The following is a 22,048-nucleotide window of genomic DNA, read 5'->3' as shown; positions in this document are numbered from 1 at the left end:
TCGCAGTCAGCTCGGCGAAATCGCGGAGTGGTCGTCCGGTGGCGGCAAGGGCCGGAACCACTCGGTGCGGTGCTCCAGGTTGGCTTGGGCGACGTTGTTCCCGGTCGTCCTTTCGGCGGTGCCGGCTGTGACGACGTTGCCGCGTTCGGCGGCGGGCAGTTTGAACCAGCCAGAGCATCCGTTGACACAGGGGTGATTCATCTCGGTCAGGGCGAGCGCGCCATCCGGACCTGGCAGGGGTTGTTGCCAGGTCATCAAGCCGGTTCCGTCGCACAGATCGCAGGGATGTTCGCGCGCCACATGAGAGAGCATTCATCAAGGGTCGGCAGTGCCCGAATCACGTCACCGGAACGGGTGAAGGTTTGAACGGTTCCTGGTCCGTGTTGAGTAGGTAGGTGGGGCAACGTCTTACCGCGGTGCACGTTGACACGCTGCGGTTCGCCGAGCACCGGGATGTTCCGATTGCAAGGGTGGCTACGGACGCGGTGACCGCCACAACACGGCGTGCGAGATGCTGTCGTCGATGTTAGACACGCCAACGACAACGCCTGTTGCGTTGATCGCGTAGGCCGAACTCGAGTTGCCACCGAGGGTACCGAGATCGGTGATCCTTCCGTGCCGGTCCCATCGAACGGCATTGGTGCCGCTGTTCGTCGTCGCGGAGCCGATCACGATGCCCGCGTCGTTGATCGCTGTCGCTTGGCTGCTGGGCGGGTACGGCCCTGGGTTGCCGCCGAGGGTCTCGAGGTCGGTGATCTTGCCGTGCCGGTCCCACCGCACCGCGTGGCGGGCGGCGATCTCCGCATCCGCGGTGCCGGCGACCGTTCCGGCGTTGTTGATGCCGACCGCCATGCAGTTGCTTCGTTCTGACAGGGAATCGAGATCGGTTAGGTCGCCGTGCCGGTTCCAGCGCACGGCGTGGAACGTTCCGTCGGACAGACCCACGACGCCGGCCACCATGCCTGCTTCATTGATCCCTGCATTGGCACTGGCGAGGCCACCACCGTGCTCCACCTTGGTGATCCGGCCCTTGCGATCCCAGATCACAGGCTCGCCGCTGGACGAGTCACCGGCTGCCAGGCCCGCGTCGTTGATCGCATAGGCTCGGCTCTCGTAACCGAGATCAGTGATCTGGCCGCTGCTGTCCCAGCGAACGCCCTGCGAGTTGGAGCGAACGTTGACGGCCGAACGCCCGATGATCTCGCCTGCCTGGTTGATCTCGATGGCCATGCTACGAGCGTGACCGGGTAACGCTTCTAGATCACTGATGACCCCTTGGCTGTCCCAGCGCACCGCGTGGAGATCTCCGTTGGCCGCGTTGGCCTGGCCCACGACCACCCCCGCGTTGTTGACCGCGAAAGCCATGCTGCTGCCGCCGCCTGGAAGTGTGCCGAGGTCGACGATCCTTCCTGGCGGAAACCAGCGCACGGCGTGTGTGCGGCCATCCGCGGCATCTGACCAACCCACTGCGGCTCCGGCGTCGTTGATCGCGAACGCGGTGCTGTAACTGCCGCCTGGCAGCGTTCCGAGATCGACGATCGTCGGAGCCGCGTAGGCGGGTGTGGCCGTGGTGCCCAAGGCGGCGCATGCGGCAGCGCTGATCGCGAGCCAGGTCCGCCGCTTGTTTCCCAACCACGTCATCGGGACACACCTCCGTCATGAGTTGAACATTTTTGATCAGCGTCCGCCGTCCTCGGCTTCGTTCGCAGAGCCGAAGGTGTTCTGGACGAGAGTGCTGCCGACTCTGTTGAGCGGGAGGGAAATGCCCGGCAGAGCGAATCATCCAGACTGAGTCATGCCGCGGCCGGGCCGATCGGCGCAGAAGGGCGAGGACCTTCGGCTGCGGTGCCGCCGTTGCGGTGGGCGCATCGTGAGGAGGCGCGAGATCGACGTGTTGGTAGCCGTTCTCGTTCGATTCCGGATGGAGCGTCGTCATGAGCGTGTGGATCATTGTCACCGCTGCCCTGGTCCTGCTGTTGCTGGGCATGTCGGTGAAGGTCGTCAAGCAGTACGAGCAGGGCGTGTTGTTCCGGCTGGGGCGAGTGCGCGGGGCGATGAAACCGGGGCTGCGGCTGATCATTCCGGTGGTGGACGTGATGCGCCGGGTGTCGTTGCGGATCATCACGTTGCCGATCCAGTCGCAGGGGATCATCACGCGGGACAACGTCAGCGTCGACGTCTCGGCGGTGGCGTACTTCAGGGTCGTGGATTCGGTGAAGTCCGTTGTCGCGATCGAGAACGTGTACGCCGCGATCGACCAGATCGCCCAGACCACCCTGCGGAAGGTGGTCGGTCAGCACACCCTCGATCAGACCCTGTCGGAGACCGACCAGATCAACGTCGACATCCGCAAGATCCTCGACATCACCACGGTCGAATGGGGTGTCGAGGTGACTCTGGTGGAGCTGAAGGACATCCAGCTGCCCGACAGCATGAAGCGCGCGATGGCCAGGCAGGCCGAGGCCGAGAGGGAGAAGCGTGCCAAGATCATCAACGCGGAGGGCGAGTCGCTGGCCGCAGCCGCGCTCGGTGACGCGTCGGACACGATGATGGCCCACCCGCTCGCCTTGCAACTGCGCAACCTGCAGACCCTGGTCGAACTCGGAGTGGACAAGAACACCACCGTCGTGTTCCCCGCACCGCTGATGAGCACCATCGGTGAACTGGGCACGTTCCTGGCTCGCGAGACCGCCGCGGCCGCCTCGCCGACCGACGTCACGCTCACCGCGATCCCGACGCAGCCGAACGGTGGGCTGCAAGCACCGGAAGCGACGGCGAACGGCGAGCCGCTCATCGCTCCACGATAGGAGTCGGTTGAACGTGTCCTGCCTGTTTCATTCAGGCAGGACACGTTTCGGCTTGGCGTGGAAGAACCCCTTAATCCACAGTGGAGAGTTGTGCTGTCAGTGGCCTGCGCCAGTGCGGGCTTCAAGTGAGGCCGGGAGGTGAGTGGTCCAGGTCAGGCACGTATCGCCGTCAGGCGTGACGCTCTGCTTCAGGTTGCCGGTGGGATCGGGTGTCGAGGGACTCGCGCCGTCGTCGATGTTCTCGACGGTGATCACATCGCCGTTGATGCTGACGCGGAGCTCGGTGCGAGTGGCGTCGGCGTGACCGGCGACGGTCGCGAGCGCGAAACGGACAGCGGCGACCACCTCGTCCACGGAACCAGCGGGGATGGCGCGTCTGAGCTTGCCGGTGAAGGTGGTCGCCACGGGGAAACCGAGTGGGGGCGTGTACTCCTCGATGGTGTCGAGGATTCGTTGCTGGAGACTGGAACCATGCGAGTCGGGGGCGACGTCGACGTTGTAGACGGCGGCGCGGATGTGGCTGATCATGGCGTCGAGGATGCCGATGTACCCGTTGACGCGATCCCGGTAGGCGGGGTGTTTGTCGGCTGTGGCGAGGCCTTGCAGCCCTAGGCTGACCGCGAAGAGTTTCTGGATCACGTGCTCGTTCAGCGCGAGGCCGATGCGGTCGTGGTCCTCGGTGAGGTGCTGGATCTGCTGTTCGGCGTGCAAGCGGTCGAGTTCCATCGCCACGCCCGCATGGCCGGCGAATCCGGCGAGATGCTTCATGTCGGCGTCGGTGAACGACCGCTGCCCGGCCAGCCGACCCACGCTGAGAGTGCCCATGATCCTGTCGCCGGCCAGCACCGGCACCACGACGACGGATCCGATCGGGGAGGTCTGCTCGGTGCCGGCTGCGTCCGAGGGGGCTGGGATGAGCAGGGGAGTGCCGCACCGGGCGACCTGTTCGGCTACGGCGAGATCTGCGTCCATGCCCGTTCGACCATGCTGGCCGCCGCTGGTGGCGGTGATCTGCAACCGCCCTGTCTCGGTGACCAGTGCCAGGGTGGCGACGTCGGCGGACGCGGTCTGCTGGGCGGTCCGCAGGACCAGGTCCAGGGGGTTCTCGTCCTGCCGGGCGAACAGCCGCTGGGTGACCTCGGTCGAGGCGGTCAGCCAGCGGTGGCGTTGTTCGGACTCCTGGTAGAGCCGGGCGTTGTCGATCGCGACCCCCGCGGTCGCGGCGAGCGCGACGGCAAGCTGTTCGTCCTCGGCGCTGAACTGGCCGTTCGCGCTGCCGGTGAGGTAGAGGTTGCCGAAGACGCGATCGCGGATGCGGATCGGCACGCCCAGAAAGCTGTCCATGGCGGGGTGATCGGGCGGAAACCCGGCGGAGGCGGGATGCGCGGCGAGGTCGGTCAGCCGGACGGGAGCCGGCTCACTGATCAGCAGGCCCAGGATCCCTCGGCCGTGCGGCAGTTCCCCGATGCGCTCGACGATGTTCTCGTCCATGCCGACGTGGACGAACTCGTCGAGCATGCCGTTGGCGCCGATCACACCCAACGCGGCGTAGCGCGCATCGACCAGCTCTCGTGCCGAGGTCACGATGTGTTGCAGCACCGCCTGCAGACTGAGTTCGCTGGCGACGACCGCGTGCGCGTGCAGCAGGTGTCGCAGTCGACCCTGGGTCGCGAGTACGTCCTGCGCTCGCCCTGACACCTCGTCGAGCAGCTTTTCCAGCTCTGTGCGGGGGAGATCGGCGAACGGCAGACGGAACTCACCCTGCGGCAGGCGGTCCGAAGCGTCAGTGCCGGAGGTTTTCGGCATGGGTTCACGTCCCGTCAACCCTCACGCGCGTCAGCGGGGGCCAGGCCAACGTGACTACACCCGATGAGGCCGGGAGAGTGCCCGGCCACACCGCAAAGCTACTCCGAACATGCCGACGGCGATATGGCCGTTTTCGCGAAACCGGTTACCGTCGGTGTCCACGGAACGACGCGCTCAGCAGCACGGCGGTCACTTGCGACTTCGGGCTCACATCAGCCTCTCTTCACGAGGTGGACGAGCGCGGCACCGGTGATCGCGGCCATCGTGGCGGCCATCAGCAGGCCGGCGAACGCGCCGATGAGCGCGATGAGAGCGGGCGGTTGACCGGCTTGCCACAAGGGCGTGGCGACTGCGAAGAAGACGCCGAGGCCGACGCTCCAGGCCAGCGCGTTGGCCAACACCCAGATGTGTGATCGATGGACGTGGACGCGCAGGACGAACCACTGCGCGACGCCGATCGACAGCAGCACGCCCGTGCCCGCGACCGCGGCGAGAGGGAGCAGCACCACCAGTGGAAGCGAGTTGAGCCGTTCCCCGTTGTGCACCGCGATCATCGCGACGGCCCAGGCGAAACCGGCCGCGATGGCGGTGGCACCGATCCAGTCCCACGACTGAGGTGCGCGCAACACCCGGCGAAGCACGGCAGCCTGAGCCGCGCCGAGCACGGCGCCCTCGATGACTCCGGCGAGGACGAGCAGCTCCGCCGACGAGGTGAGTGCGCCGACTAGCGCCGGAGCCAGGAAGCCCGCGAACTCGCCTGCCGTCGTCCAGCGGAACCAGGACTGCCAGATGCCGCGCGTGGCCAGTTCGGTGGTGGTCATCCGTCAACGTTGCGCCTCGGATTGTTTTGAGCGCAGGGACGAACGTCCTCATCTGGATGGTGCGCAATGCCGTGTTCGACAGAGGCCTGCCAGGCCAGTGTGGTGGCCATGACGCGCATTGTGATCGCTGGTGGAGGGGTGAGCGGGCTCAGTCTCGCCGCGCAACTCGCGGTGACAGATCACCGGCATCCAGTGGTCGTGGTCGACGACGGCAGCCGTCCGCTCAGCGCCATGGCCTGGGCGTCCTGGAGCGACCGGCCAGGGCTGCTGGATGCCGCCGCGTCGCGGTGGTTCGACCGCGTCAGGGTGCATGTCGGCGGGCGGACGACGGTGTTGCCACTGGGGCACTACCGGTACCGGGTAGTCCGGGGAGACGACCTGCTGACCGTGGTCCGGAGATTCACCGATCCGTTGCCGCACTTCACCTTTCATCCTGGACACGTGGACCGCGTCGAGGACGGCGGTGTGATCGTCGACGGGCAGCACATGCGGGCGAGGTGGGTGTTCGACAGCGTGGCCGGAACCGCCGAGCCGGCACCTGAGGATGCGCGTTTGATCTTCCGGGGCTGGCACGTGCGTAGCGAACGCGCCGCGTTCGACGCGGAGACGCCGACGTTGTTCGACTTCCGCACATCACAGGTCAACGGCGCGAGTTTCGTCTACGTGCTGCCCGTCGACGCACATCACGCCTTGGTCGAGCACACCTCGTTCACGGTGCCAGGCGCGGAGCAAGACCCAGCAGCGCAAGAAGAAGCGCTCGCCGAGTACCTCGCCGAGGTCGTCGGAACCGGTGGCCATGAGATCGAGCGAGACGAGCAGGCCGCCCTTCCACTGTGTTCCAGGCAGGTGCCGCGGAGGCATAGCGGCGTGCTGACGATCGGCGCCGAGGCGGGGTTGCTCAAGGCTTCCACGGGCTACGCCTATCAGCGGATCCAGCGCGACAGCGAGGCGATCGCCGAGTCCCTGCGCCGCAACGGTCATCCGTTCGAGCTACCGGTGTCACCCGCGCGGTTCCGGATGTTCGACGGCGTTCTGCTGGATGTGATCACCAAGGAACCCGCTCAGCTGGAGCGAGCCTTCGGCGCTCTGTTCCGCTTTCGCACCGCGGAGCCGGCGTTGCGCTTCCTCGACGAGGCGACGACGCCGGCCCAGGAGTTGCGGCTGTTCGCCGGTTTGCCCGCGGCGACGTACCTCAGGGCCGCTCGGCGTCGTTCTTGGCCGTCCGCAGCACCGAACGTGCGATAAGGGCGATCGCGGGTGTGCTGATCCGCCAGTAGCGGCGGAAACTCACCCACGCGCGCGGATCGGTCAGCGTCACGCGGATCTCGGAGGAGAACAAGGTGCGGCGGTCGCCGTAGGGGAGTGCGGTGAACGACCACACGACCTTGCCGTAGCCGGGTTCGGCGAAGTCCGGGAAGTCACGAGGCTCGCACGGCATCCACTTCACCACCGGCCGCCAGAACTTGCCGACTGCGGCGAGAACGATCTCCTGACCGGGATTCTCGCCGAGGATCATCCAGTCGGTGCCGGCGTCCAGGTCGTTCCACGTCAGCCTGGTGGGTGTGCGGGCCGGACGCCCGCGCACCCGTTCGGGGGCATCGCGTACCCACACTGCCAACGCCGCGAGGCCACCGCGTAGTTCGGTGAGATCGAGGCCGCGCAACGACTTCCAGGCGGTCGCAGGGTCGGCGTCGACGACGATCAGATCGGTGCGGCCGAACTCAGGCCTCGGTGCGAACCGATCGGCGAGGAGCGGGGATGGCGTCGTGACCATGAACTTCCTCCAGAACAGGCTGGTGTACGACCAGAACCGGGCACGGCGCGTGGTGCAACGCCGCCCTCGTCACGGAACCGTTCTCGTGCGACTCGCCGGAGCCGACGACGATCAGGTCGGTGTCGATGCAGTGGGCGATCGCTTCGTGCGGTTGCGCGCGGACAAGTACCGCGCTGTGTGGCACCCCGCCGAGCGTTGCCGCCGCGCGACTGAGCACGTCGGAGTGGTTCACCTCTGTCCCGGTACCGACCGGGGGCACCGGTGCGGCGTGCAGGACCCGCATAGAGGTGCCCAGTCGCCGGGCGAAGTCGGCGGCGCGCTGCAGCACGTGGTCGTCATCAGTGCCGCCGCTCACCAACACGGTGATGCGGCGGTGCTCGGCGCCGACAGCGGAAGGCGTGCCGCGCACAACGACCGTGTCGCAACGGGCCTTGGCCAGCAGCGGCAGCACGTGGTCTCCCAGACCGAGCGGCGAGTTCGAGTGGCCTCGGTAGCCGACGACCACGAGCTGCGCCCGGAAGTCGTCGTGCGGGCCGTGGATCTCCAGGCCGGTGTCGATGAGCTGGGCGTAGGTTGTGGCCCACTTCAGCGCGTCTGCGTCACGTCCGGTGCCATCTTCGATGACCACGACTGGTTCCATGCCTCGACGATCGCGTACCGCGGTCACGCGGGACAGGGCGGAGGGGAGTCGAGTCGCGCAGGACCAAAGTCCCGCGGCTCCAGGGCCCGCTGCCCGCTGCGGGGGGTGCTCCCTCGCAGCGCCGGCGCGGCGGCTGGAGCCCGAGCACGGTGGATCGCCGTGGACCCACTGGCGGCGAGCGCGTGCAGGTCTAGCGTTCGGCGTGTTCGTTCGGCTTCACCAGCAGTTCGGACAGCGGGCGTCGCGGTGTGGGCGGGACCGGCGTGCTGAACCCGAGCCGCAGCACCGTCTGGGGCACGAGCAGGCCACCCAGTGCACGCCGCAGATCCTCGCGGACGGCGCGCACCTCTACCGGCTGGGACAGGAACGACGCGGACAGCCCGAGCGTGGTGGCCGTGAGCAGGACGCGCTGCATCGCCTGGCCGGCTTGCAGTTCGCCGAGCGAGCCCTCGTAGTGCGAGCAGAGGACCACGACGAGCGGGTCGGACTCGTAGTCCTTGCCGGGATGGCGTTCGCCGCCCTGGAAGTCGCGGAACGTCCATTCGTCCTGCGGTTCTGGGCGCGTGCCTGCTGACGTCGGTGGGATGCCGTCCACAGCGTCGGGCCGGTGACCGGTGAACGCCGCGAGCTCCGCCTGCACGCCCTCGTCGGGCAGCTGGATCTGGTGTGCCTGCTGGACGAACTTCCTGAGCCGGGAGCGTTCTTCTGGCGTGGTGATGACGTGCAGCCACGAGCGTTCCAACTCGGCCGCTCTGACCAGTGCGTGGCGTTGCCCGGGGTCGACAGCGGCTTCGAGGAACGGCCGGCGGTTGGTGCGGCGGCGTGGCACCGCGTCGAGCAGGGCGCGGTTCTCCTGGTCGTTCTTGATCGTGCCGCCCCGGCGGATGATCGCGAGTGCTCCTGGCGCGTCCTGACCGGGCAGCATCGACACGAGCGGGCGCACGCCGAGACCCTGCAACGCAAGTCTCAGGTTGAACAGCGCCGCACCGCACGACAGACGCAGTTCGCGGTCATCCGGATCGGTGGCTGCCAGCCTGCGCTCGGGATCGGGGTGCAGCTCTATGCGATCGGGTCGTACGCGGAAACGCCAGGGCTGGGTGTTGTGCACGGACGGTGCGAGCGAAGCGGTCCTGAGCACCTGTTCGATTTGTTCATGCCCCAGTCCCAGTGCTGCGGTCACCTCGGCCATTGCCTTTCACCCCATCGTGTTGCTCACCAGAACGTGTTGTCGTTCCACCTTGTGAGCCGTGGCAGGGAGGTCCCACCGTCGAAGGTCCCGAACTCACCGGGATCACTTGGCGTTGCCCGGTGCGCGTGGAAGTCTTGATCCATGCCGGATCCCGTGGACAGACCGTCGCAGAGCCTCCTCGGTGGGCTGCGCCTGGACGACCTGCTCGACGAGATGCGCGAGCGGCTTGCCGAGATCGGCTCGACCAGGGACAAGATGCAGAGCCTGCTCGACGCGGTGCTCGCCGTCGGCGCGGGCCTGGAGCTGGACTCCACGCTGCAGCGCATCGTGCAGGCCGCGGTGGAGCTCGTGGGAGCCCGCTACGGCGCGCTGGGTGTGCTTGGTTCGCGGCACAACCTGTCGCAGTTCGTCCACGTCGGCATCGATCCCGAGACCCGAGCCCACATGGGACACCTGCCGGAGGGCAAGGGTCTGCTCGGGCTGCTCATCAAGGACCCCAGAACCATCCGGCTGCACGACCTGAGCGAGCACGTGGCGTCGGTCGGCTTCCCGGCCAATCATCCGCCGATGCACAGCTTCCTCGGTGCTCCGGTGCGGGTGCGCGACGAAGTGTTCGGCAACCTGTACATGACGGAGAAGATCGGCGGCGGCAATTTCACCGCCGACGACGAGGTCGTGCTGGAGGCGCTGGCCGCCGCGGCCGGTGTCGCGGTGGAGAACGCCCGCCTGTTCGAACGGTCGCGGATGCGTGAGCGGTGGCTCGAGGCGACCGCGGAGATCAACGCTCAGCTCCTCGGCGGGGCGTCGGCGGAGGACGCGGTCCAGCTCATCGTCCAGAGGTCCGTCGAACTCGCGTCGGCCACGTGGGCGTCAGTGCTGCTGGCCGGCGGAGGTGGACTCGTCAAGTTCGCTCAGGCGGGCGACCAGTCGGCTCCCCTGGAGTTCCCGGCTGACGCTCCGCTGCTCGTGCAGGTGCTGGAGACCGGCGCGCCGTCGATGATCGAAAGCGTCGACGGGCAGTTCGGGGAACTGTCCACGCAGGTGGGGCCTGCGGTCGCGCTCCCGCTGCGCGCGGGCACCACTGTGACAGGGGTGCTGCTGGCTACTCGAGACAAGGACTCCGCCCCGTTCGGCGCGGACCTGATGCCGCTGCTGGCCTCGTTCGCCGACCAGGCGGTGGTCGCGATCGAGTTCGCGGAGAACCAGAGCGCCAAGCGCCTGGTGGACGTGCTGGAGGACCGCGACCGGATCGCCCGCGACCTGCACGATCACGTGATCCAGCGGTTGTTCGCCACCGGCATGAGCCTGCAGGGCGCGCTGACGTGGGTGACTCACCCGGAGGCGCGTCGGCGGGTGACGAAGGCGGTGGACCAGCTCGACCAGACCGTGCTCGAGATCCGCACGTCGATCTTCGACCTGCAGGCGGACTCCGGTGACACCGGTCTGCGGCGCAGGCTGCTCAACGTCGTCGCCGAGCTCACCGAGGACGGCGAACTGAGTCCGGCGGTGCGGATGTCGGGCACCATCGACAGCCTCGTGCCCGGCTACATCGGGGACCACGCAGAGGCGGTGGTGCGCGAGACCGTGAGCAACGCGCTGCGCCACGCACACGCCACGGAACTGACGCTCACCATCGAGGCGGGCGACGCGTTGGTCATCTCGATGGTCGACAACGGCCTGGGCATGCCGCCTGATGTCGCCCGCAGCGGTCTGCGCAATCTCGAGCAGCGCGCGGTCGAGCTGAACGGCGCGCTCACCGTCGGCGAGGAGCCCGGTGGTGGTACGCGGGTGACGTGGCGGGTTCCGCTGGACTAGCCGGTTTCGTTGTCGTGGGTGGGTTTGCGCAGCTGTGAGGCCAGTACGGCGGCCTGGGTGCGGCGTTCGAGGCCGAGTTTGGCGAGCAGGTGCGAGACGTAGTTCTTCACGGTCTTCTCCGCGAGGAACATCTTGTCCGCGATCTGCCGGTTCGTCAGGCCGTCGCCGATGTGGTCGAACACGGTCCGCTCCTGCTCGGTGAGCGCGCGCACGGGGTCGCCCTGCTCTCGTTCGCGGCGGATGCGGTTGAGCAGCGCGGCCGTCGATCGGGCGTCCAAAAGGGACTGTCCGGCCGCGACGGTCTTCACCGCCGCGGTGAGGTCGGTGCCGAGGATGCGCTTGAGCACGAACCCGGACGCGCCGGCCATGATCGCGTCGAACAGCGCCTCGTCGTCGGTGAACGACGTGAGCATCAGGCACTTGAGGTCCGGCATCCGGGACATCAGCTCGCGGCACAGCTCGATGCCGTTGCCGTCGGGCAGCCGCACGTCCAGCACCGCCACGTCCGGGTCCACGGCGGGCACCATCGTCAACGCCTCGGTGACGGAACCCGCCTCGCCCACGACCTCCAGGTCGGGCGAGGCGCTGAGCAGCTCCCTGATGCCGACGCGGACCACCTCGTGGTCGTCCACCAGGAAGACTCTCGCGACCACCGCGCCCACCTCTCGTCGATTTGCTCAGGTGAACCATCCTCCGGCCGGATGGCCTAGCGCAAGGTCCGAAGACTCTGATCAACGAGCGAGCATGGTCTTGCGGACGCGATCGAACTCCTCGGTGTCGATCTCACCCTTGGCCAGCCGCTCCTGCAGGATGCGCAGTGCGGAGCCGTCGTGGCGTGCCGCCTCGGCCCTGCGCAGCAGCACGATGGCGACCACGCCCAGCGTGCTCCAGAACACGATCATGCCCAGCGTCATCATCACGATGCCGCCCCAGCCCATCGACCCTCCGTAGTACGGGTACATGGCTTCCTCCTCACTCGGTCAGTTGTGCAGGCGTGTGCGTGACGCCTTCGAGGTCGCTCGCGGCCGCGTCGAGCAGTTGGTGCGCGAGGTCCGTCAGCGCACGTGACGCGGCGAGTTCGTCGCCGATCTCCGGGATGTCGGTGTCCTTCGGGTTGAGCCGCGCGTAGCCGACGCCGACGAGGTGCGTCGGGTCCGCGGTGTGCAGACGGGCTTCCGCACGGGTCTTGGCCTCGTGCTCGTCGATGTGGATCTCGATGGTCCACTTCTTGGCGGTGCTCATCGCGCCTCCTTCAGAGACTCCAGGTTGGTACGCCTCGCCCGCCCGGACGCAGAGTCCAAGGGCCCGAGCGTGGCGAGCACCTCCGCTCTGTCCGAGGCGGTGCCGTGGGCTGGATCGTCGGGGTATGAGGTGGAGCAACGCAGAGTCGGCGGAAATCGTGGATACAGCGCGGGAAGCGCCCGTCTACAGCCCTGGTCGCCCCTGGGTGCTGGAGCTGCACGGCCGTTCGGTCTACCTCTACGAGGTGGCGCACAAGTCGTCGCACGACCCGCTCGGCATGGACCGACTGCTCACCTGCGGCGCCGCACTCGAGCACGTCGTGCTCGCCGGCCGGATGCTCGGCTGGCACATGAAGGTCGTGTTCCCCTCCGACCACGCGAACCCGGACCTGATCGCGATCGTCAAGGCGGACCGCAGGCAACCACCGACGCAGAAGGAGATCGACTCTCATCGCGCCGTCCGCGCTGCCGCGGCCCACGGTGACGGCCTGGCCCGCGACCTGGTGGCGGCCAACCACTGGGCCGGCACCGAGTTGCATCCGGTCTCCGACCGCACGCTGGTCGTGGTCACGGTCGGCGACCGGCGTCAGGACCACGTGCGGGGTGGAGCGGCGTTGCAGGCGGCTGTGCTGGAGGGCCGTTCGGCCGGCGTGCGGGTTCGTCCGGTCGTGCACCTGTTGCACCGGCCCGAGTGGCGTGCGGGTCTGATCGAGAATCACGAGCTCGCGGGTTTCCCGCAGGCCCTGTTGCTGGTGGGTGCCAAGGACCCGGACGGTGCGGGACCTGTGGCCGCGTCCGCCGGTGTGACCAGCTCCTAGCTTCGAGTGAGGAAGGGAGGCGCGCCATGCGTGCTCGCGACATCATGACCAGTCCGGCCATCACGGTGAAGCCGGAGGTGCCCGTGCGCGGGGCCGCGGCTTTGCTCGTGTCGCACGGGTTCACCGCGTTGCCGGTGGTCGACGACGACAAGCGGCTCGTCGGCATCGTCACGGAGGCGGACCTGCTGCGCAACGGGTACGTCGACGAGTCCCGTGGCAGCAAGGTGGCCGAGGTGATGACCGCGCCCGCGTTCGCGCTGGACGTCGATGCTTGGGCCGAGGTGATCGCGCGGGTGATGCTCGACGAGCGAGTGCGGTGCGTTCCGATCCTGGACGGCTCGCAGGTCGCCGGTGTGGTGACACGGCGCGACCTCGTGCGCGTTCTCGCTCGAGCGGACACCACCGTGTCGGCCGAGGTGCAGCGCGTGCTCGACCTCTACGGCGGCGGTCGCAAGTGGACAGTCGTCGTTCGCGACGGCGAGGCCGTCATCGGCGCGGAGAAACCCGACGAGGACACCGAACGCGTGCTCACCGCCCTCGCCGGCTCGGTTGCCGGCGTGCTCCGTGTGCGTGTGCTGACAGGAGGAAAGTGATGAAGGGTCCTGCTGCCCCGGTCGTGGTCGGTGTCGACGGTTCTTCGTCGGCGCTGTTCGCGGTGAAGTGGGCCGCTGCCGAATGCGCCCGCCACCACGCGCCGCTGCGCCTGGTGCACGCGTACTCCCTGCCACTGCGCGGTTATCCGGAGATCATCTTGACAGGCCAGGAGATCCGGCGCGCGATTGAGGAACAGGCCGGGGGATGGCTGAGCGACGCCGCTGCGGTGGCCAGGGGCGTGGCGTCCGAGGTTGAGATCACGACTGAGCTGCGTTGCGACGGTGTGATCACCATGCTGATCGAGGAGTCGCGCAACGCGCGGTTGATGGTGCTCGGCTCCCAGGGTCTCGGCAACATCACGGGCCTGTTGGTTGGTTCTACTGCGATCGCCATGGCATCGCACGGCAAGTGCCCGCTGGTCGTCGTGCGCGGGACTGAGTTCCCCACCGGACCTGTCGTGGTCGGTGTCGACGGCTCGCCGACGAGCGAAGCCGCCCTCGCATTCGCCTTCGAGACCGCATCGATGCGCGATGCCCCGCTCACCGTGGTCATGTGCTGGCACGACTTCATGATCGAGAGCGCCTACACCGCCTCCCGGTTCACCGTGGACTGGGGCCAGGTGGAGGAGGCGGAGCAGCGACTGCTCGCCGAGCGACTTGCCGGGTTTCAGGACAAGTACCCGGATGTGCAGGTGCACCGGGTCGTAGTCCGGGACCGGCCGGTGCGGGCGTTGATGCGGTACGGCTCTGAGGCGCAGCTTCTGGTGGTGGGCAGCCACGGGCACGGCGGGTTCGCCGGGATGTTGCTCGGCTCGACGAGTCAGGCACTCGTCTACAACTCGCCGTGCCCGTTGGCCATCGTGCGCCCAGACTAGGCTGCGTTGCCCGCCGACCTCCCCTTCTGCTTCGGCACGAAGGGGATGTCGGCGAACTGCAGCTCCACGCCGAGGTTGCGCAGTTCCTGACTCAGCCGCAGCAAGCTCACCTGCGACAGCGAGAACAGCTCGTCCACGTGCCACTGCCGTCCGGCGATGGCGAGAACGACGACCTTCGGCCGGTCGGTGATCACCCGGTTCGGATCGATCACGCGGACCTTGTCCTGGAGCTGCTGCATGGCTTCCGGCTCGAACCGCTGAGCCCACGCCGAGGCCTGCGCCTGCGTGTACAGGTGGCTCGCGGCCGTGGCACGGGCTAGCCACTTGATGTGCACGATCTCGTCACCCGGCCCGATGACGTCGGCGAGCTCGAACCGTGGGTGCATGGGCGTGCGGGCGAAGTTGCTGTCCAGGCACAGATAACCGGGCTGCTTCGCCACCTCCTTCGCGGCGTAGTCGTGCTCGTCCGTCTGCTTCCCGGACGGCCGCCAGAGCGGGAACGAGAGCGCGCTCTTGTTCTGCAGCAGTTCGGCGACCTGGGCGCGGACGCGGTCGACCGCCTCCTTGCCGATCTCGTACCACTTGCCCTGGTGCAGGCAGTACGTCCTGCCGTTGACCGGTGTCTCGAAGGCGATCCACTTGATCATCGGGATCGACCGGGTGAGCGGATCCGTGCCCAATTCGTCCGCGCACGGTGTGAGTTCCGCGTCGCGCAGGCAGGTGACGCGTTCGCCCGTGTTGAGGTGCGCGAACGGTTCCACCAGTTCCTCGACCTCGAACGCGGGGTCGAGCACGCGCACGTCGATCCTGCCGATGCGACTGGTGACGTATGAGTTCGCCTGGCCGATCTCACCCAGCGCCGACGAGGGCCAGCACAGGCCCAGCGGCCCGTGCTGCGGGTCGCCGCCCAGCGCGGCGGCGAGCCGGGACTCCAGTTCGGACATCATCGCGTCGTTGTCGCTGACCGGGCGGACCTCGGCCATGCGCCGCAAGGGCGCACCGCTGACGTCCTCGTCGGCGATGGCGCAGATGATGCGCAGATCGGCGATGAAGTCCTCGGGCGACCGGCCCAGCTGGATGCTCAACGACCGACCCGCCCTGATCTGCCAGGACTTGCCGTCGGTGGCGGTCGCGTAGGTCAGGCCGGTCATGTCCGCCGGCCCCTCGATACCGCTGACCAGCTCGCCCGCGGGCTCGAGCGGGAACCCCGACAGCGCGCTGCCGGACGGAAAGCTGATCTCCATGCCGCGCGCCGACACGTCGAGCAGGTTGCTCCGCACGAGCTTGAGCTTCGCGGGATCGATGCGCCGGATGCCGAAGTCGAGACCGAAGTCGTCATCGAGCAGCAGGTCGTCGAGCAGGTGTCTGCCCGACGTGCCCCACGTGACCGCGCAGACCCACTTCTCGTCGATCTCGACGACGATGAGCGCGAACGGAGATGTGGAGGTCAGGTCGACGTCCAGGCTGGTGACCTGAGTGAAGTGCCTGACCCAGTGGGGATCTTCGTTCTCCCGCACGCCGGCGACGACGTAGGTGCGCGTGCCCGCGACCGTCAGTTCGCCGTCGACCTTCAGCTCGACGCCCTCGACCTTCTTCAGGTAGTCGTTGAGGCGCTGCTGGCTCGCGGGGAAGCGGTAGACCGTGGTCACCGCGGTGGGATTTGGCTGCCTTGCCAAGGGAAGAACGTCCAATCGTCCATGGACGACGAGCAGGTGGTGACAGCGGATGCATCGTCGTCGCGCCGAATCTGGCTGTGCGCCGGGGGAACGCACGCCGACGGACGCTCGTGCGGCAGGCCTGCAACGGTCCTCTGTGGACAACAGGAGACGTCGAACGTTTGAGCGGCAACGTCACCTGATCGTGATTAGGTCTGCGCACACGCGAAGCCCTAGACTCAGCGCGCGCTCCTCCGACTGTTTCTGGTTGTCAGGCCAGGGTCTTGCCGGTGGAACTTCACGCGGCCTCCTGCTCCAACAGGGGGTCGCGTTTGTGTGTCACGGGGCTGTGCGCCTCGTGACCCGATCAAGCATGACTGAGTCCAACGGATGCTCTTGACCATTGGATCGCCTCTGTCCGGTGAGCGGTTTGAAATGGGCGCCGAGCGGTCAGGCGATTGAGCGCGACGGTATGCCGGGACTATCGGTCCATTGTCGGTCGGAAAGAAAAGCGAACGCTTATACGGCTTGCTTCGACAACCTTGTCCGGGCTGGGGAATGGACAAGTAGTGGCCAATTTGAGTATGAAATTCGCGGCGAATGGACATAAAGTCACTCTGGGTGAGCAACTGGCTCCGGCTTGGAGTGTCCCCGGTCTCCGGATGGGCGACCGTTCACCGCAGGTGAGGGCAACCCTGCGATCCAGCTGATGTCGTTCGCATCGGCTCAGGCGTTACCGCATGTCATCCCAGCGCGCTCTGCTTGTGTTCGGCCTGAATGGTCCAGGCCAAACTGCGGCCGTCTGATCTCGTCTGGTCGGGCCTCTAGCTGCGCCTCTTCGACGGAATCACGACAACGGGGCAAGTCGCGTGGCGGACACAATCCGCGGTAACGCCAGTCGAAACGAATTCCGCCACTCTTCCGCGACCCCGATTTCCGATCACGATCAGTTCAGCGTGCTTGGACGCGGCGGCCAAGTGGTCCGCCGCGTCACCCACCACGACGGTTTCAGTGACGTCCGGGGCGTCGGGCATGGTCGCGCGGACGTGCTGCACGGCGTCGTGGAGTTCGCGGGCCGGATGCCGCTGCGGCATCTCGCCGTGCGGGTTGAAGCCCATCGACGTGGCCGGCACGAACGCGGGCTCCTGCTGGTGAACCAGCATCGCCTCCACTCGGGCCCCGCGGTGCGGTGCTTCTTCCAGCGCCCACCGCAAAGCCGCGCGCGACTCGGGGGAACCGTCGACGCCCACCAGGATCACAGGTGTCCTCATCGCTACCTCCATCACTCGTGACGAGCGTCGCGCGAGGAGCGGGCTGCCGGCAGGGACGAACGTCACGAGCCGGCCGAGACCATTCGCACTGCTCACCCCGGCTTCCCGGAGGAACGCTGGGGCACCGAGCGGAAGGGCGATGCCATGAAGGCGAAGGTGAACGACTGGCTGGTCGTGAAAGGCGCGGTCGTCGACCGCGGTGGGCGGCGTGGGCAGATCGTGGCGTTGCGGCACGAGGACGGCACACCGCCGTACGTGGTGCGGTGGCTGGACACCGGGCACGAGGGCCTGGTGTTTCCCGGGCCGGACGCGCACGTGATCACGGCTGAGGACGAGGCCGCCCGCCTGCGTGCCGGGTGACCAGGTGGACACCACCACCGCACTGATCCATCTCGCGACCGCGCTCGCCATCGGGCTGCTGCTGGGTGTGGAGCGTGAGCACGACAACGCGGAGGACTCGATCCGGCCCGCAGGCTCGCGGACGTTTCCACTGATCGCGCTGGCCGGAGCGGTGAGTGCCGCGTTGTCGCCGATGGCGATGGGCGTCGCGCTCGGAGCGGTGGCCGCGCTCGTGATCGCCTGGTATCTCCGCACCGCCGAACCCGGCGCGACGACGGAGATCGCCGCGGTGATCGCGTTCCTGCTGGGCGCGCTCGCGTGGCAACGACCTGAACTGGCGGTGCCCGCCGGTGTCGTCGTGGCGGTGCTTCTTGCCGCGAAACGGCCGCTGCACCGGTTCGCCCGCAAGGTGGTCAGCGACCAGGACGTGCGTGACGCGATGGTCCTGTTCGTGGTGGCGTTCGTCGTGCTTCCGTTGCTGCCCAACAGGCCGCTCGGGCCGTACGGGGTGCTGAACCCGGCGCGGGTGTGGTGGCTGGTCGTCGCGGTCACGGTGATCGGCTGGGCCGGTTACGTCGCCGCGCGGGCGTTCGGAGAGCGTTGGGGGCTGCTGGTCGCCGGGTTCGCCGGCGGTTTCGTGTCGGGCTCGGCGACCACGGCGGTGATGGGACGCAAGTACCGCGCTGTCGGTGCGGAGGTGTTTCCCGGCGCGGTGGCGGTGAACCTCGCGACTCTCGTGCAGATCGTCGCCGTCACCACCATCGCGAGCCCGCCGGTCGCTCTGAGGTTGCTGCCCGCTGTGGGCGCGGGTGCCGCTGTGCTCGCCATCGAGGTGGCCTGGTTGGTGTGGCGCACCAGACCGGGCCCGGCCGAGGAGGAGCTCGACGCGGGCAGGCCCATGTCGTTGCGGGCAGCGGTCGCACTCGCGGCGATCCTCGTGCTGTTCCTCGTCGCCACCCGCGCGGCCGCGGACTGGCTTGGTGGCGGGGGAGTGGTCGCGGCCGGCGCACTTGGTGGACTCGCGGATGCGCACGCCGCCGCGATCGCGGCAGCTTCTCTTGCCCCGCAGTCGATTCCGCTGCACATCGCCGTGCTGGCGGTTGGTGCCGCGCTGGCCACGAACACCGTCGTGAAGCTCATCGTGGCCGCGGTGACCGGCGGGCCGCGGTTCGCGCTGCGGCTCGGTGCGTGGCTGGCACCAGTCGTCGCCGTGGTGGCGCTTGGCATGGCCTGGTAGGGCGAGGACGAAAGTCCCACGCCGTGCGGGACCGCAGCCACTCACTGGTCACCGCGTGGTTGGCGAGGCTGAAGTGCATGAGCGAGAACGAGTCCCGGCCCATCGCGGTCGGCGTGGACGGGTCACCTGCTGCACGAGCCGCGCTGCGATGGGCGGTGGGTGAAGCACAACGGCGTGGTTGCCGGGTCGACGCGATCGCTGTGTGGCGGTCGGACAGCGGCATCGTCATCGGTGCGCTGACCGCCGAGGTGGGCATGCAGCTCACCCGCGAGGCGATTCAGGCAGGCCACGACGCCATGCTCGAAGAGGCTGTCAACGGGCTGGAAGGCGCGGAGATCCGCCGGGTGCTCGTCGAGGGCGACCCGAGGACCGTGCTCACGGAGGCGTCCCAGGAGGCCGACCTGCTCGTCGTCGGCAACCGGGGGCACGGGCTGATCGCCGAGGCGATCCTGGGCTCGGTCAGCGCGTACTGCGTGCGCCACGCGTCATGTCCGGTGGTCGTGATCCGCGAGGCGAAGGCCGAGCCGGAGCCTTCGTCGATCAAGCCGGTCGTGCCGCTCACTCCGGGACCACTGCTGTGAACAGCCGATCCCTGCTCATCGATGGCACGGTCGTCACCGTCCGCGAGCTGGGGCCCTCGGACGTGTCGGAGTTGCTGCGGTTGCACCACTCGCTGCCGATCGAGGACCAGTACCTGAGGTTCTTCAGCACGTCGCCACGGCAGCTCGAGGACTTCGTGCAGCGGATGGTGTCACCGGACGAGCCGCAGCACGTCGTGATCGGCGCGCTGCACGGCGATCGGTTGATCGGTGCGGCGAGCTACGTCGTGGTCGACGACCCGAGGAGTGCCGAGGTCGCGCTGGTCGTGTCCCACACCGAGCAGGCCCACGGTGTCGGCACCCTGCTGCTCGAACACCTGTCCTCGCTGGCCCGCAGACAAGGCGTGCACGTGTTCACCGCGGAAGTGCTCACGATGAACTTCCGGATGTTGCGAGTGTTCACGAGCATGGGATTCGTCTGGACGGTCACGCCTGATGGCGACGTCGTCCACGTCGAGCTCGGACTCGATCCCGGCGAGTACTACCTCGACGCCGTGGCGGAACGGGAGACAGCCGCCGATGTCGCGAGCCTGACCCACGTGCTGCGCCCTGGTTCGATCGCGGTCGTCGGCGCCGGCCGCTCGCCGGACTCGGTGGGCAACGCCCTGCTGCGCAACCTGGTGGCGGCGAACTTCACCGGCGACCTGTACGCGGTGAACCCGCATGCGAAGTCGGTCGCGAACGTCGACTGCTACGCGTCGGTGAGCGAACTGCCGGAAGTGCCCGAGCTCGCCGTGCTGTGCGTGCCGGCGAAGGCCGTTCCCACAGTCGCAGAGGAGTGCGGCCGTCGGGGTGTTCGCGCGCTGGTCGTCATCTCGTCAGGCGTGGACGCCGAAGAACTCATGAACGCCGTACGGGCCCATGACATGCGGCTGGTCGGCCCGAACTGTCTCGGCGTGTCGACGAGTTCGCCCGGTGTGCGAATGAACGCGACGTTCTCCGCCCACAGCACCCTCGCCGGCGACATCGGGCTGGTCACGCAGTCCGGCGGGATCGCGATCGGCGTGCAGGAGGAGCTGCGGCGGCTCGGTCTCGGGCTGTCGAACCTGGTCTCGACCGGCGACAAGCTCGACATCAGCAGCAACGACCTGCTGATGTGGTGGGAGCAGGACCCGCAGACCCGCATCGTGGTGCTGTACCTGGAGTCCTTCGGCAACCCGCACAAGTTCTCCCGCCTGGCCCGCCGAGTCGCCCGGCACAAGCCGGTGCTCGCGATCCGGTCCGCCACCAGCGAGGCCGGGCAACGCGCCGCCGCGTCGCACACCGCCTCGACCGCCACACCGTCGGTGACCAGGGACGCGTTGTTCCGTCAGGCCGGCGTGATCGCGGTCGACAGCGTCCCGGAACTGACCGACGCGGTGATGGCGCTGAGCTGGCAACCGGTCCCGAGCGGACGGTCGGTCGCTGTGCTGAGCAACGCGGGCGGCCTGGGCGTACTGGCCGCGGATGCCTGCGAGCGCGAAGGGCTGAAGATGGCGGAACTCTCCGCTGACACGGTCGAGGCGCTGCGGACGTTGGTGCCAGTGACCGCGAGCGTGCACAACCCGGTCGACACCACCGCCGTCGTGGACGAGGCGACGTTCGCTCGTTGCCTGGACGTGATCGCCGTCGACCCGGCGGTCGACGCGGTGATCACGGTGACGGTGCCGACCGCGCTCGGTGACCCGACAGCAGGTGTACACCGCCTCAACGGCAAGCCGATCCTCGCCGTGCGCACAGGTCAGACGGAACGGCTCGCGGACAATGTGCCCTGCTATGCCGAACCCGCGCGGGCCGCAGCGGCTCTGGCGCGGCTCGCTGAGCGTGCGGACTGGCTGGCGCGGCCGAGAGAGTTCCCCGAACTCGACCGAATCGATCTGCCTGCGGCGCAGGCGATCGTAGGCGGGAGAGAGGACGGTTGGCTCGCCCCGGACGAGGTGGTGAAGCTGCTCAAGGCGTTCGGACTGCCCGTGCTCGGCGGGACGCTGGCCACGAACGCCGAGCACGCCATCGCGGCACAACAGGCTTACGACAGTCCGGTGGCGCTCAAGGCGGTGGCCGACGATCTGCTGCACAAGAGCAAGGGCGGCGGCGTCGAGTTGGGGATCGCTGATGCAGGCGGGGTAGCGGCGGCCTTCCGCGCGTTCCAGCAGCGATTCGGAGACCGTTTGCGCGGCGTGTTCGTACAGCCGATGGCCTCTGGCGGCCGCGAGTTGCTGGTGGGTGTCGCGGCCGACGAGAAGTTCGGGCCGCTCGTGGTCACCGGGCTCGGCGGCGTGGACACCGACCTGGTCAACGACCGCGCGGCCGCGCTCGCCCCGTTGTCCACAGTGGACGCCGACGATCTGTTGCACGGCTTCCGCGCGGCAGGTTCCGCCCTGGCGGGTACGAACGAGCCGGCCGTGCGTGAAGTGTTGCTGCGCGTCGCGGAACTCGCCGCCTCCTTGCCAGAGGTCGTCGAACTCGACATCAACCCGCTGCTCGTCTCGGACACGGGCTGCGTGGTCGTGGACGCACGGGTGCGCGTCACCCCGGCCTCACACAACGATCCATTCCTGCGGCAGTTGCGGACCAGCTGACAACCGACAC

22 protein-coding genes are annotated in these 22,048 nt (G+C 68.0%); 10 read left to right on the top strand and 12 right to left on the bottom strand.

Annotated features, from left to right (window positions below):
- Positions 1-6: 6 nt before the first annotated feature.
- Positions 7-312, bottom strand: coding sequence for a hypothetical protein (locus SK854_RS04880; protein ID WP_319973763.1), 306 nt, complete (start codon positions 310-312; stop codon positions 7-9).
- A 162-nt stretch (positions 313-474) separates the two neighbouring features.
- The gene (locus SK854_RS04875; protein WP_319973762.1) at positions 475-1,641 is read right to left on the bottom strand and encodes a hypothetical protein; all 1,167 of its coding nucleotides are present in this window, start codon (positions 1,639-1,641) and stop codon (positions 475-477) included.
- 293 nt (positions 1,642-1,934) lie between these two features.
- On the opposite strand from SK854_RS04875, the gene SK854_RS04870 reads away from it, so the two are divergent.
- Positions 1,935-2,807: a slipin family protein gene (locus SK854_RS04870; RefSeq protein ID WP_319973761.1), complete on the top strand. Its 873-nt coding sequence runs from the start codon at positions 1,935-1,937 to the stop codon at positions 2,805-2,807.
- Between the two features lie 96 nt (positions 2,808-2,903).
- Here SK854_RS04870 and SK854_RS04865 read toward each other — a convergent pair whose 3' ends face one another.
- Positions 2,904-4,613, bottom strand: coding sequence for a GAF domain-containing protein (locus SK854_RS04865; RefSeq protein WP_319973760.1), 1,710 nt, complete (start codon positions 4,611-4,613; stop codon positions 2,904-2,906).
- A gap of 212 nt (positions 4,614-4,825) precedes the next feature.
- On the bottom strand, positions 4,826-5,434 hold the full coding sequence (locus SK854_RS04860; RefSeq protein ID WP_319973759.1) for a hypothetical protein: 609 nt from the start codon (positions 5,432-5,434) through the stop codon (positions 4,826-4,828).
- 108 nt (positions 5,435-5,542) lie between these two features.
- Between SK854_RS04860 and SK854_RS04855 the strand changes: the two genes are divergently transcribed.
- Entirely contained in the window at positions 5,543-6,679 is a 1,137-nt protein-coding gene (locus SK854_RS04855) for a lycopene cyclase family protein (RefSeq protein WP_319973758.1), read from the top strand.
- On the opposite strand, the gene SK854_RS04850 is transcribed toward SK854_RS04855, so the two are convergent.
- The 3 genes from SK854_RS04850 to SK854_RS04840 all read right to left on the bottom strand — a co-directional run bounded on the left by SK854_RS04850 (position 6,627) and on the right by SK854_RS04840 (position 9,037).
- The gene (locus SK854_RS04850) at positions 6,627-7,208 is read right to left on the bottom strand and encodes a hypothetical protein (RefSeq protein ID WP_319973757.1); all 582 of its coding nucleotides are present in this window, start codon (positions 7,206-7,208) and stop codon (positions 6,627-6,629) included. The two genes, SK854_RS04855 and SK854_RS04850, sit on opposite strands and share 53 nt — an antisense overlap.
- Positions 7,156-7,848: a universal stress protein gene (locus SK854_RS04845; RefSeq protein WP_319973756.1), complete on the bottom strand. Its 693-nt coding sequence runs from the start codon at positions 7,846-7,848 to the stop codon at positions 7,156-7,158. The genes SK854_RS04850 and SK854_RS04845 overlap by 53 nt, the downstream gene beginning before the upstream one ends.
- 190 nt (positions 7,849-8,038) lie before the next feature.
- Positions 8,039-9,037 (bottom strand): Acg family FMN-binding oxidoreductase, encoded by a 999-nt coding sequence (locus SK854_RS04840; protein ID WP_319973755.1) that lies wholly within the window; start codon positions 9,035-9,037, stop codon positions 8,039-8,041.
- Positions 9,038-9,178: 141 nt separating this feature from the next.
- Between SK854_RS04840 and SK854_RS04835 the strand changes: the two genes are divergently transcribed.
- Positions 9,179-10,852, top strand: a complete 1,674-nt coding sequence (locus SK854_RS04835; protein ID WP_319973754.1) for a sensor histidine kinase — start codon at positions 9,179-9,181, stop codon at positions 10,850-10,852.
- On the opposite strand, the gene SK854_RS04830 is transcribed toward SK854_RS04835, so the two are convergent.
- From SK854_RS04830 to SK854_RS04820, 3 genes are all read right to left on the bottom strand, one after another.
- Positions 10,849-11,505 carry a response regulator transcription factor gene (locus SK854_RS04830; protein WP_319973753.1) on the bottom strand — a complete coding sequence of 219 codons (657 nt, stop codon included), beginning with the start codon at positions 11,503-11,505 and terminating at the stop codon, positions 10,849-10,851. The genes SK854_RS04835 and SK854_RS04830 overlap by 4 nt on opposite strands.
- A gap of 78 nt (positions 11,506-11,583) precedes the next feature.
- Positions 11,584-11,814, bottom strand: coding sequence for an SHOCT domain-containing protein (locus SK854_RS04825; protein WP_319973752.1), 231 nt, complete (start codon positions 11,812-11,814; stop codon positions 11,584-11,586).
- 10 nt (positions 11,815-11,824) lie between these two features.
- Positions 11,825-12,094, bottom strand: a complete 270-nt coding sequence (locus SK854_RS04820) for a DUF1876 domain-containing protein (RefSeq protein WP_319973751.1) — start codon at positions 12,092-12,094, stop codon at positions 11,825-11,827.
- Between the two features lie 124 nt (positions 12,095-12,218).
- On the opposite strand from SK854_RS04820, the gene SK854_RS04815 reads away from it, so the two are divergent.
- The 3 genes from SK854_RS04815 to SK854_RS04805 are packed head-to-tail and all read left to right on the top strand — an operon-like array spanning position 12,219 to position 14,379.
- Positions 12,219-12,911: a hypothetical protein gene (locus tag SK854_RS04815; protein WP_319973750.1), complete on the top strand. Its 693-nt coding sequence runs from the start codon at positions 12,219-12,221 to the stop codon at positions 12,909-12,911.
- A 26-nt stretch (positions 12,912-12,937) separates the two neighbouring features.
- Complete coding sequence (locus tag SK854_RS04810; protein ID WP_319973749.1) at positions 12,938-13,504, top strand: CBS domain-containing protein; 567 nt, start codon at positions 12,938-12,940, stop codon at positions 13,502-13,504.
- Complete coding sequence (locus tag SK854_RS04805) at positions 13,504-14,379, top strand: universal stress protein (RefSeq protein WP_319973748.1); 876 nt, start codon at positions 13,504-13,506, stop codon at positions 14,377-14,379. The genes SK854_RS04810 and SK854_RS04805 overlap by 1 nt, the downstream gene beginning before the upstream one ends.
- On the opposite strand, the gene SK854_RS04800 is transcribed toward SK854_RS04805, so the two are convergent.
- Positions 14,376-16,055 carry a TIGR04141 family sporadically distributed protein gene (locus SK854_RS04800; protein ID WP_319973747.1) on the bottom strand — a complete coding sequence of 560 codons (1,680 nt, stop codon included), beginning with the start codon at positions 16,053-16,055 and terminating at the stop codon, positions 14,376-14,378. The genes SK854_RS04805 and SK854_RS04800 overlap by 4 nt on opposite strands.
- Before the next feature lie 803 nt (positions 16,056-16,858).
- Positions 16,859-17,305 (bottom strand): universal stress protein, encoded by a 447-nt coding sequence (locus tag SK854_RS04795; protein WP_319973746.1) that lies wholly within the window; start codon positions 17,303-17,305, stop codon positions 16,859-16,861.
- Positions 17,306-17,449: 144 nt separating this feature from the next.
- On the opposite strand from SK854_RS04795, the gene SK854_RS04790 reads away from it, so the two are divergent.
- The 4 genes from SK854_RS04790 to SK854_RS04775 all read left to right on the top strand — a co-directional run bounded on the left by SK854_RS04790 (position 17,450) and on the right by SK854_RS04775 (position 22,038).
- Positions 17,450-17,665 carry a DUF1918 domain-containing protein gene (locus tag SK854_RS04790; protein WP_319973745.1) on the top strand — a complete coding sequence of 72 codons (216 nt, stop codon included), beginning with the start codon at positions 17,450-17,452 and terminating at the stop codon, positions 17,663-17,665.
- Positions 17,666-17,669: 4 nt separating this feature from the next.
- On the top strand, positions 17,670-18,881 hold the full coding sequence (locus SK854_RS04785; protein ID WP_319973744.1) for an MgtC/SapB family protein: 1,212 nt from the start codon (positions 17,670-17,672) through the stop codon (positions 18,879-18,881).
- A 77-nt stretch (positions 18,882-18,958) separates the two neighbouring features.
- Complete coding sequence (locus tag SK854_RS04780; RefSeq protein ID WP_319973743.1) at positions 18,959-19,462, top strand: universal stress protein; 504 nt, start codon at positions 18,959-18,961, stop codon at positions 19,460-19,462.
- The gene (locus tag SK854_RS04775; RefSeq protein WP_319973742.1) at positions 19,459-22,038 is read left to right on the top strand and encodes a bifunctional acetate--CoA ligase family protein/GNAT family N-acetyltransferase; all 2,580 of its coding nucleotides are present in this window, start codon (positions 19,459-19,461) and stop codon (positions 22,036-22,038) included. Before SK854_RS04780 ends, SK854_RS04775 begins: the two co-directional genes overlap by 4 nt.
- Positions 22,039-22,048 lie beyond the last annotated feature (10 nt).

The sequence above is a fragment of the Lentzea sokolovensis genome (assembly GCF_033949975.1).
Lineage (GTDB): Bacteria > Actinomycetota > Actinomycetes > Mycobacteriales > Pseudonocardiaceae > Lentzea > Lentzea sokolovensis.
This window is presented reverse-complemented; position numbering and strand designations above follow the sequence as displayed.

Coding starts and splice junctions, on each gene's coding strand:
- SK854_RS04880 (WP_319973763.1), bottom strand. CDS start 312: ATGCTCTCTCATGTGGCGCGCGAACATCCCTGCGATCTGTGCGACGGA.
- SK854_RS04875 (WP_319973762.1), bottom strand. CDS start 1,641: ATGACGTGGTTGGGAAACAAGCGGCGGACCTGGCTCGCGATCAGCGCT.
- SK854_RS04870 (WP_319973761.1), top strand. CDS start 1,935: ATGAGCGTGTGGATCATTGTCACCGCTGCCCTGGTCCTGCTGTTGCTG.
- SK854_RS04865 (WP_319973760.1), bottom strand. CDS start 4,613: ATGCCGAAAACCTCCGGCACTGACGCTTCGGACCGCCTGCCGCAGGGT.
- SK854_RS04860 (WP_319973759.1), bottom strand. CDS start 5,434: ATGACCACCACCGAACTGGCCACGCGCGGCATCTGGCAGTCCTGGTTC.
- SK854_RS04855 (WP_319973758.1), top strand. CDS start 5,543: ATGACGCGCATTGTGATCGCTGGTGGAGGGGTGAGCGGGCTCAGTCTC.
- SK854_RS04850 (WP_319973757.1), bottom strand. CDS start 7,208: ATGGTCACGACGCCATCCCCGCTCCTCGCCGATCGGTTCGCACCGAGG.
- SK854_RS04845 (WP_319973756.1), bottom strand. CDS start 7,848: ATGGAACCAGTCGTGGTCATCGAAGATGGCACCGGACGTGACGCAGAC.
- SK854_RS04840 (WP_319973755.1), bottom strand. CDS start 9,037: ATGGCCGAGGTGACCGCAGCACTGGGACTGGGGCATGAACAAATCGAA.
- SK854_RS04835 (WP_319973754.1), top strand. CDS start 9,179: ATGCCGGATCCCGTGGACAGACCGTCGCAGAGCCTCCTCGGTGGGCTG.
- SK854_RS04825 (WP_319973752.1), bottom strand. CDS start 11,814: ATGTACCCGTACTACGGAGGGTCGATGGGCTGGGGCGGCATCGTGATG.
- SK854_RS04820 (WP_319973751.1), bottom strand. CDS start 12,094: ATGAGCACCGCCAAGAAGTGGACCATCGAGATCCACATCGACGAGCAC.
- SK854_RS04815 (WP_319973750.1), top strand. CDS start 12,219: ATGAGGTGGAGCAACGCAGAGTCGGCGGAAATCGTGGATACAGCGCGG.
- SK854_RS04810 (WP_319973749.1), top strand. CDS start 12,938: ATGCGTGCTCGCGACATCATGACCAGTCCGGCCATCACGGTGAAGCCG.
- SK854_RS04805 (WP_319973748.1), top strand. CDS start 13,504: ATGAAGGGTCCTGCTGCCCCGGTCGTGGTCGGTGTCGACGGTTCTTCG.
- SK854_RS04795 (WP_319973746.1), bottom strand. CDS start 17,305: ATGAGGACACCTGTGATCCTGGTGGGCGTCGACGGTTCCCCCGAGTCG.
- SK854_RS04790 (WP_319973745.1), top strand. CDS start 17,450: ATGAAGGCGAAGGTGAACGACTGGCTGGTCGTGAAAGGCGCGGTCGTC.
- SK854_RS04780 (WP_319973743.1), top strand. CDS start 18,959: ATGAGCGAGAACGAGTCCCGGCCCATCGCGGTCGGCGTGGACGGGTCA.